At 70.2% G+C, this 7,196-nt stretch carries 5 protein-coding genes; all 5 read right to left on the reverse strand.

What is annotated here, in order from left to right:
* Window positions 1–56: 56 nt before the first annotated feature.
* On the reverse strand, window positions 57–776 hold the full coding sequence (locus ABD927_RS24410) for an RNA polymerase sigma factor FliA (protein WP_345252496.1): 720 nt from the start codon (window positions 774–776) through the stop codon (window positions 57–59).
* A 55-nt stretch (window positions 777–831) separates the two neighbouring features.
* The gene (gene flhF, locus ABD927_RS24415) at window positions 832–2,409 is read right to left on the reverse strand and encodes a flagellar biosynthesis GTPase FlhF (protein WP_345252497.1); all 1,578 of its coding nucleotides are present in this window, start codon (window positions 2,407–2,409) and stop codon (window positions 832–834) included.
* 38 nt (window positions 2,410–2,447) lie between these two features.
* Window positions 2,448–4,538 (reverse strand): flagellar biosynthesis protein FlhA, encoded by a 2,091-nt coding sequence (gene flhA, locus ABD927_RS24420; protein WP_345252498.1) that lies wholly within the window; start codon window positions 4,536–4,538, stop codon window positions 2,448–2,450.
* Complete coding sequence (gene flhB / locus ABD927_RS24425) at window positions 4,535–5,701, reverse strand: flagellar biosynthesis protein FlhB (RefSeq protein ID WP_345252499.1); 1,167 nt, start codon at window positions 5,699–5,701, stop codon at window positions 4,535–4,537. The genes flhA and flhB overlap by 4 nt, the downstream gene beginning before the upstream one ends.
* A 222-nt stretch (window positions 5,702–5,923) precedes the next feature.
* A partial coding sequence (locus ABD927_RS24430) for a chemotaxis protein CheA (protein ID WP_345252500.1) occupies window positions 5,924–7,196 on the reverse strand: 1,273 nt, incomplete at its 5' end.

Below are 7,196 nucleotides of genomic sequence, written 5' to 3' on the forward strand. Positions count from 1 at the left end.
CCGCCGGTCCGCGCGCATCGCCCCCTGGGGGGCGCGCGAAGCGCGTAGGGGGGGGCCTACCTCTTCCAGTCTTTGAGGCGGGTGCGCAGGCGGGATACCGCTTGCGAATGGAGCTGGCAGATCCGCGACTCGGTCACGCCCAGCACCGCGGCGATTTCCTTGAAGTTCATTTCCTGCTCGTAATAGAGCCCCATCACGGTCTTCTCGCGCTCGGGCAGGCGCTCGATGCCGCTGACCACGGCTTCGCGGAACTTGCGCTCGGCCAGCCGCTGGTGCGGGTCGCCGCTGCCGTCCATCACGTGGCGGTCCAGGAAGTTGTCGGACTCCTCGCCGCCTTCCACGTCCTCGTAATAGAACAACTGCACGCCGCGCGCATCGGCCAGCATCTGCTGGTATTCCTGCACGCTGGTTTCCATCTCGGCCGCCATCTCGGCATCGGAGGCCGGCCGGCCCAGCCGGTGCTCGGCGCGCTGCATCGCGCCTTCGATCTTGCGCTGCACCTGCCGCACGCTGCGCGGCAGCCAGTCGCCGCGCCGCAATTCGTCGAGCATGGCGCCCTTGATGCGCTGCGTGGCATAGGTTTCGAACTGGGCGCCCAAGCCCTCCTCGAAACGCCCCATGGCGTCGAGCAGGCCCAGCATGCCGGCCTGCATCAGGTCTTCGATCTGCACGCTGGCCGGCAGGCGCGCCACCAGGTGGTGCGCCATCCGCCGCACCATCGGGATGTACTGTTCGATGCTGGTGTCGCGTGCCAGCGTTCCGTCGCGGGTGTACATGGCGGGCTACCGGGGCTGGGGCGGCAAAGGCGTCATACGCGTCGTCCGCCGCCGTTCACGCATTGCCCGCATGGGCCGGCTGCGCCTGCGTCGCGACCGGCGGCGGCATGCTGGACGGCATGTGGGCCCAGTCCAGCTCTTCCGGGTCGAGCGCGAACACCGAAGCGTTGCGCACCCGCAGCGCGCGGTACGCCAGCAGCCGCGCATTGGCGGCGTGGATGTCTTCCGGCACGCGCTGGCCGTTGGTCACGTAGAACAGCGGCAGCCGGTAGCGGATGGCCGCGTCCAGCGCGCCGCCCAGCCGCACGGCTTCGTCCAGCTTGGACACGACCAGCCCGGCCAGCCCGTCGGCGCCGTAGGCCTGCACGATGTCTTCCGCCTGCTCGGCGTGCGACCCGGCCGGCAGCACCAGCAGGCGCTCGACGCCGGCGCCGGCCAGCATGCGCTGGTGCTCGGCGATCTGCTCGTCGCGCTGGCCCAGGCCGGCGGTATCGATCAGCACCAGCCGGCGGTCGGCCATGCCGGCCAGGATGGTGTCGAGGTCTTCCTCGCCGCGCGCGGTATACACCTGCACGCCCAGGATCTGGCCGAAGATGCGCAGCTGGTCGACCGCGCCGATGCGGTTCTGGTCGGTCGTGATCAGCCCCAGCGAGGCCGCGCCGTACTTGACCACGCAGTGGGCGGCGATCTTGGCCGCGGTGGTGGTCTTGCCGACGCCGGTGGGGCCGATGATGGCATAGCGGCCGCCGCGCTCGATGATGCCGTTCTCGGCGCCCACGGTATGCAGATTGCGCACCAGCACTTCGGTCAGCCATTGCTGCGCGTGCTCTTCGCCATGGCCTTCCGGCAGGCGGCTCGCGATGGTGCGCGCCAGCGCCGGCGTGAATCCGGCGTCTACCAGCACGCGCCAAGACACCCGCCGCCGCGAATCGCGCTGGGTGGCGTCGCGCCAGGCCATGATCTCGATCTGGTGCTTGAGCCAGCTGCGCATCGAGCGCATCTCGGTCACGATCGGCTCCGACACCTGGTTCGCCAGCTCGGCGCGCTCCTCGCTGTCGAGCACCGGCGCGCGGCCCGTGGGCGACGCCTCTTCGGCCGCCTCGTCGGCGCCCAGGGTCTGGCGCAGGCGCCGCTCGGATTCGGACTGCGCGGCCGCCAGGTTGACCACCGGCTTGCTGCCGCCCGAATTCACCGCCAGCTCGTGCGCCACGCTGGCGTATTCGCGGCGCGAGCGCACCAGGTGGGCGATGTGGTTTTCCGGCACGCGTGGCCAGTTGGCCAGCGGCAGCCTGGCGGCCGACGCGGGCCCCGGCTGCGGCCGGTCGCGCTCGGCCATCACCTTGGCCGCCGGCGACAGGCGCACGGCGTCGTCTTCGATGCCGTCCCACAGGTTGGCCGCCGGGCGCGGCGCCTGGGCCGCAGCTTCGGCACGCCCGGCCCCGGCCGCGCGCTCCACCGCCGATGCGGTCCGCAGCGCGGCGGCGTCGGGCAGATCCTGCGCGCGCACGCCGACGACTTCCACGCCGCCGGCCGTGCGCCGCGTGGAAACGATCATCGCATCGCCGCCCAGCGCCTCGCGCATCATGCGCAGGCAGTCCCGCGTCGACGCGGCCACGAATTTGCGAAACGCCATGATTCAGTTCCCGCCAAAAAAATGTTCCAGCCCCGGTTTCATCTCGTCCCCAGGGTCAATGCGACGCGGATCATCCTGGATTCAGGGATCTCGGCGTGCCCCAGCACCTTCAGGCGCGGCACCGAGCGGCGCAGCAGCCGCGCCAGGCCCAGCCGCAGCCGGTCGGGCACCAGCAGCGCAGCCGGCTTGCCCAGTGCATCCATCTTGTCGACCGCGGCGGCCGCCTCGCCCAGCAGCCGTTCGGCCAGCATCGGCTCGATGGCGCCCAGCTCGCCGCTTTTCGCGCTGGTGTTCAGCAGCACGCGTTCGAGTTCGGGGTCGAGCGCCAGCACGTCGATGCCGCCGCTGGTGCCGAAGATGCCCTGCGTGATGGCGCGGCCCAGCGCGATCCGCACCGCGCCGGTGAGCTCGGCCGGATCCTGCGTGCGCACCGCGTGTTCCGACAGGGTCTCGACGATGCTGCGGAAATCGCGGATGTGCACGCCTTCGTCGAGCAGCGACTGCAGCACCCGCTGCAGCGTGGACATCGGGATCAGCTTGGGCACCAGGTCGTCCAGCAGCTTGGGCGTGGAGCGCGAGAAATGCTCGGCCAGCGACTGCAGCTCGCTGCGGCCCAGCAGTTCGGCGGCGTGGGCGTGCAGCAGGTGCGACAGGTGGGTGGCGATCACGGTGCCGACGTCGACCACGGTGTAGCCGGCGGCCTGCGCCTGTTCGCGGTCGGTGGCGGCGATCCACAGCGCCGGCAGGCCGAACGCCGGGTCGCGCGTGGGGGTGCCGCCGATCTCGCGCGTGACGCGGCCGGGGTTGATGGCCAGGAAGCCGCCGGTCTGCACCTCGCCCTCGCCGATCGCCACGCCCTTGAGCGTGATCCGGTAGCCGCCCGGGCGCAGCTCCAGGTTGTCGCGGATGTGCACGGCGGCCGGCAGGAAGCCGACGTCTTGCGCGAATTTCTTGCGCAGCGCCTTGATGCGTTTGAGCAATTCGCCGTCGCCGGTTTTGTCGACCAGCGGAATCAACCGGTAGCCCACTTCCAGGCCGACGGTGTCGACCGGGTTGACGTCGTCCCAGCTGGCTTCCTGCGACTGCGCCGGTTCGGCCGGCGCCGCGGCCGCGCCGGCCTTGCGGCTGGCCTCTTCCATGCGGCGGCGCGCCAGGCTCCAGGCCAGCCAGCCCATGCCGCCGGCCAGGGTCAGGAAGGCCAGGTTCGGCATGCCCGGGATCAGCCCCAGCAGCCCGATGATGGCGGCCGACAGGCCGATGGCCTGCGGCGTGCCGAGCAGCTGGCGGCCGACTTCGGTGCCGATGTCGTCGCCCTCGCCCACCCGCGACACGATCAGGCCGGCGGCGATCGAGATCAGCAGCGCCGGCACCTGGGCCACCAGGCCGTCGCCGATGGACAGCAGCACGTAGTTGCGGCCGGCGTCGGCAAAGCTCATGTCGTGCTGGCCCACGCCGATCAGCAGGCCGCCCACGATGTTGACGGCCAGGATCAGGATGCCGGCGATCGCATCGCCGCGCACGAACTTCGAGGCGCCGTCCATCGCGCCGTAGAAGTCGGCCTCGCGCGCCACGTCGGCGCGGCGTTCGCGCGCGGCCGATTCGTTGATCAGGCCGGCGTTCAGGTCGGCGTCGATGGCCATCTGCTTGCCGGGCATCGCGTCCAGCGTGAAGCGGGCCGACACTTCGGCGATGCGGCCGGCGCCCTTGGTGACGACCACGAAGTTGATGATGACCAGCACGGTGAACACCACGACGCCGACGGCGAAGTTGCCGCCCACCAGGAAGGTGGCGAAGGCCTCGATCACCTTGCCGGCGGCGTCGGGCCCGTTGTGGCCGTGCAACAGCACCACGCGGGTGGAAGCCACGTTCAGCGACAGCCGCAGCAGCGTGCTGACCAGGATCACGCTGGGAAATACGGAAAAATCCAGCGGCCGCCGGGTATAGGTGGCCGACAGCAGCACCAGCAGCGACACGGCGATGTTGAAGGTGAACAGCAGGTCGAGCAGCAGCGGCGGCAGCGGCAGCAGCATCATGCCCAGCACGAGCAGGATGAACAGCGGCATGCCGAGTTCGCGCAGCTGCGCGGCGGTGAACTCCAGACCGCCGACCCGGACGGTGCGCGCGTTCACGGCGCTCTCCCGGGACGCGGCCGGCCGTCCAGCGGATCCCAGCCGGCCGGCACCTCGACCACCGGCACCGCCGGCTGCGGGCCGTGCGCGTGGCCGCGCAATTGATAGACGTAGGCCAGCACCTGCGCCACTGCCCGGTACAGCTCGACCGGCACTTCGGCCTCGAGCTCGGCGTGGCGGTACAGCGCGCGCGCCAGCGGCGGGCTCTCGACCACCGATACGCCGTGCTCGGCCGCCAGTTCGCGGATGCGGGCGGCGATCTCGTCCGTACCCTTGGCCACCACGCGCGGCGCGCTCATTTTGCGGTCGTCGTATTTAAGCGCCACCGCATAGTGCGCCGGGTTGGTCACGACCACGTCGGCCGTGGGCACCGCCTGCATCATCCGGGCACGCGCGCGTTCGCGCTGCAGCTGCCGGATCTTGCCCTTGACCTGCGGGTCGCCCTCGGTTTCCTTGTTTTCCTGCTTGGCTTCTTCCAGCGTCATGCGCAGCTGCTTGTGGTGGTTCCACCACTGGAAGGGCACGTCGGCCGCTGCGATCACGAACAGGGCGCCCGACAGCGCCAGCGCGTGGTGCGACATCATGCCGCCTAGCTGGGCCAGCGCCATCGGCACCGCCGGCAGCGCCAGCGCCGGCCACACGTCCACCTCGCTCCAGACCAGCATCGCGGCCACGCCGCCCAGCACGAATACCTTGAGCAGGGACTTGCCCAGCTCGACCAGGCCGTTCAGCGACAGGATGCGGCCGAAACCCTTCAGCGGCGACAGGCGGGAGAAATCGGGCATCAGCGCCTTGGGCGACAGCACCAGGCCGCCCAGGCCGACCGAACCCAGCACGCCGGCCACCATGCCGGCAGCCAGCACCGGCGCGATGGCCAGCAAACCCGCGGCCATGGCGTGCGCGAGGCCCAGGGTGAGCAGACTGTCGTCGCGGGCGGCGGCCGACATGCCGCCGGCCGACACGAATGCGGCCTGCAGCCAGCCGATGGCGTCGGCCGCGATGCGGGCGCCGCCGATGGCGAGCACGCAAACACAGGCAAAGGTCGCAAGGGCGCCCGACAGGTCGCGTGAGCGCGCCACCTGCCCTTCTTCACGCGCCTGGTCCAACCGTCGCTGTGACGGCGCCAGCGCCTTTTCCTGGCCGCTTTCCTGGCTATCTGACACGATGTTCCGGGAGTTCGAGGATGACGGGACGCGGGCGCTGGCCGCTTCCCGTGCAACCGCCGTATCCGCGCGCCGCGCGCGCAGATCATGCCGGTAGCTGATACCAATTATTTCGGTTGCTACGAATAAGCAAAACCTCGAACAGACCTCGGAAAACCGGGTTTATCGGCGCCCGCCTGGAGCGGGCGCCGTGCGGGGGCGGCCACTAACGCCCCTGCCGCTTCAGAACACGCCTTCAAGCAGTTGCTTCATCTCGAGCACCAGCACCAGCGTGCCGTCGCCCGACAGCGTGGCGCCGGCCACGCCCTTGGGCCGGATGCCTTCCAGCGGCTTGATCATGACCTCGTCCTGGCCGATGAAGCCGTCGACTCCCAGCACCAGCTGGCGCTCGCCATAGGCCAGCACCACCGCCAGCGATGGCGGCTCCTGGCGGTGGCGGCCCAGCAGCGCGGCCAGGTCGAGCACGGGCAGGACCTGGCCGCGTATGGTGAGCGCCTGGCCGTTGCCGATGGAATGCAGGTCTTCCTGCTTCAGCGAGATGATCTCGCGCACCGCCGACAGCGGGATCGCATAGGGCTGGTCGATCAGCTTGAGCATCAGCACCGGCAGGATGGCCAGCGTGAGCGGCAGCGAAACGACGATGTGCGACCCCATGCCCGGGGTGGACTGGATGTGGATCTGGCCCTTGAGCCGTTCGATGTTGGTCTTGACCACGTCCATGCCGACGCCGCGGCCCGACACGTCGCTGACTTCGCTGCGGGTGGAAAAGCCCGGCAGGAAGATCAGCTTCAGGCACTGCGCCTGGTCGAGCGTGGCGGCCTCGTCGGCGCTGATGGCGCCCTTTTCCACGGCCTTGCGGCGGATCACTTCGGGATCCATGCCGCGGCCGTCGTCGGTCACCTCGATCACGATCGAGTCGCCTGTCTGGCGCGCCGACAGGTGCACCGTGCCGCGCGCCGGCTTGCCGACCGAGCGGCGCTCGATCATGGTTTCGATGCCGTGGTCGACCGCGTTGCGGATCAGGTGGACCAGCGGATCGTTGAGCTCGTCGAGGATGGTCTTGTCGACCTCGGTCTCGCCGCCGGTGATCAGCAGCTCGACGTCTTTGTCGAGCTGGCGGGCCAGGTCGCGCGCCAGCCGCGTGTACTTCTGGAACATGCGCCCGACCGGCTGCATGCGGGCCATCATGACCGCCGACTGCAGGTCGGAGACGAGGGTGTCGAGCTGACCGAACACGTGGTCCAGCGCCTCGGCCGTATCGTCGTGGCGATGGCCCACCAGCGCGTCGCGCAGGCAACTCAACCGGTTCTTGGTGAGGCCGATCTCGCCCGCCAGGTTCAGGATCTGGTCGAAACGGACGGTGTCGACCCGGATGGTGGAATCCTTGACCACCACCGCGCCGCCGCCGGCCAGCAGTTCCGGCCGGTACGGCTTGGCGCCGGTCGGCGCGGCCGGCGGGCGCGGCGCGGGGGCAGCCGGGTTCGTCGCCTGGGCG

Origin of the sequence: Pigmentiphaga soli, assembly GCF_039541095.1 — a bacterium.
Taxonomy (GTDB): Bacteria; Pseudomonadota; Gammaproteobacteria; order Burkholderiales; family Burkholderiaceae_B; genus Pigmentiphaga; species Pigmentiphaga soli.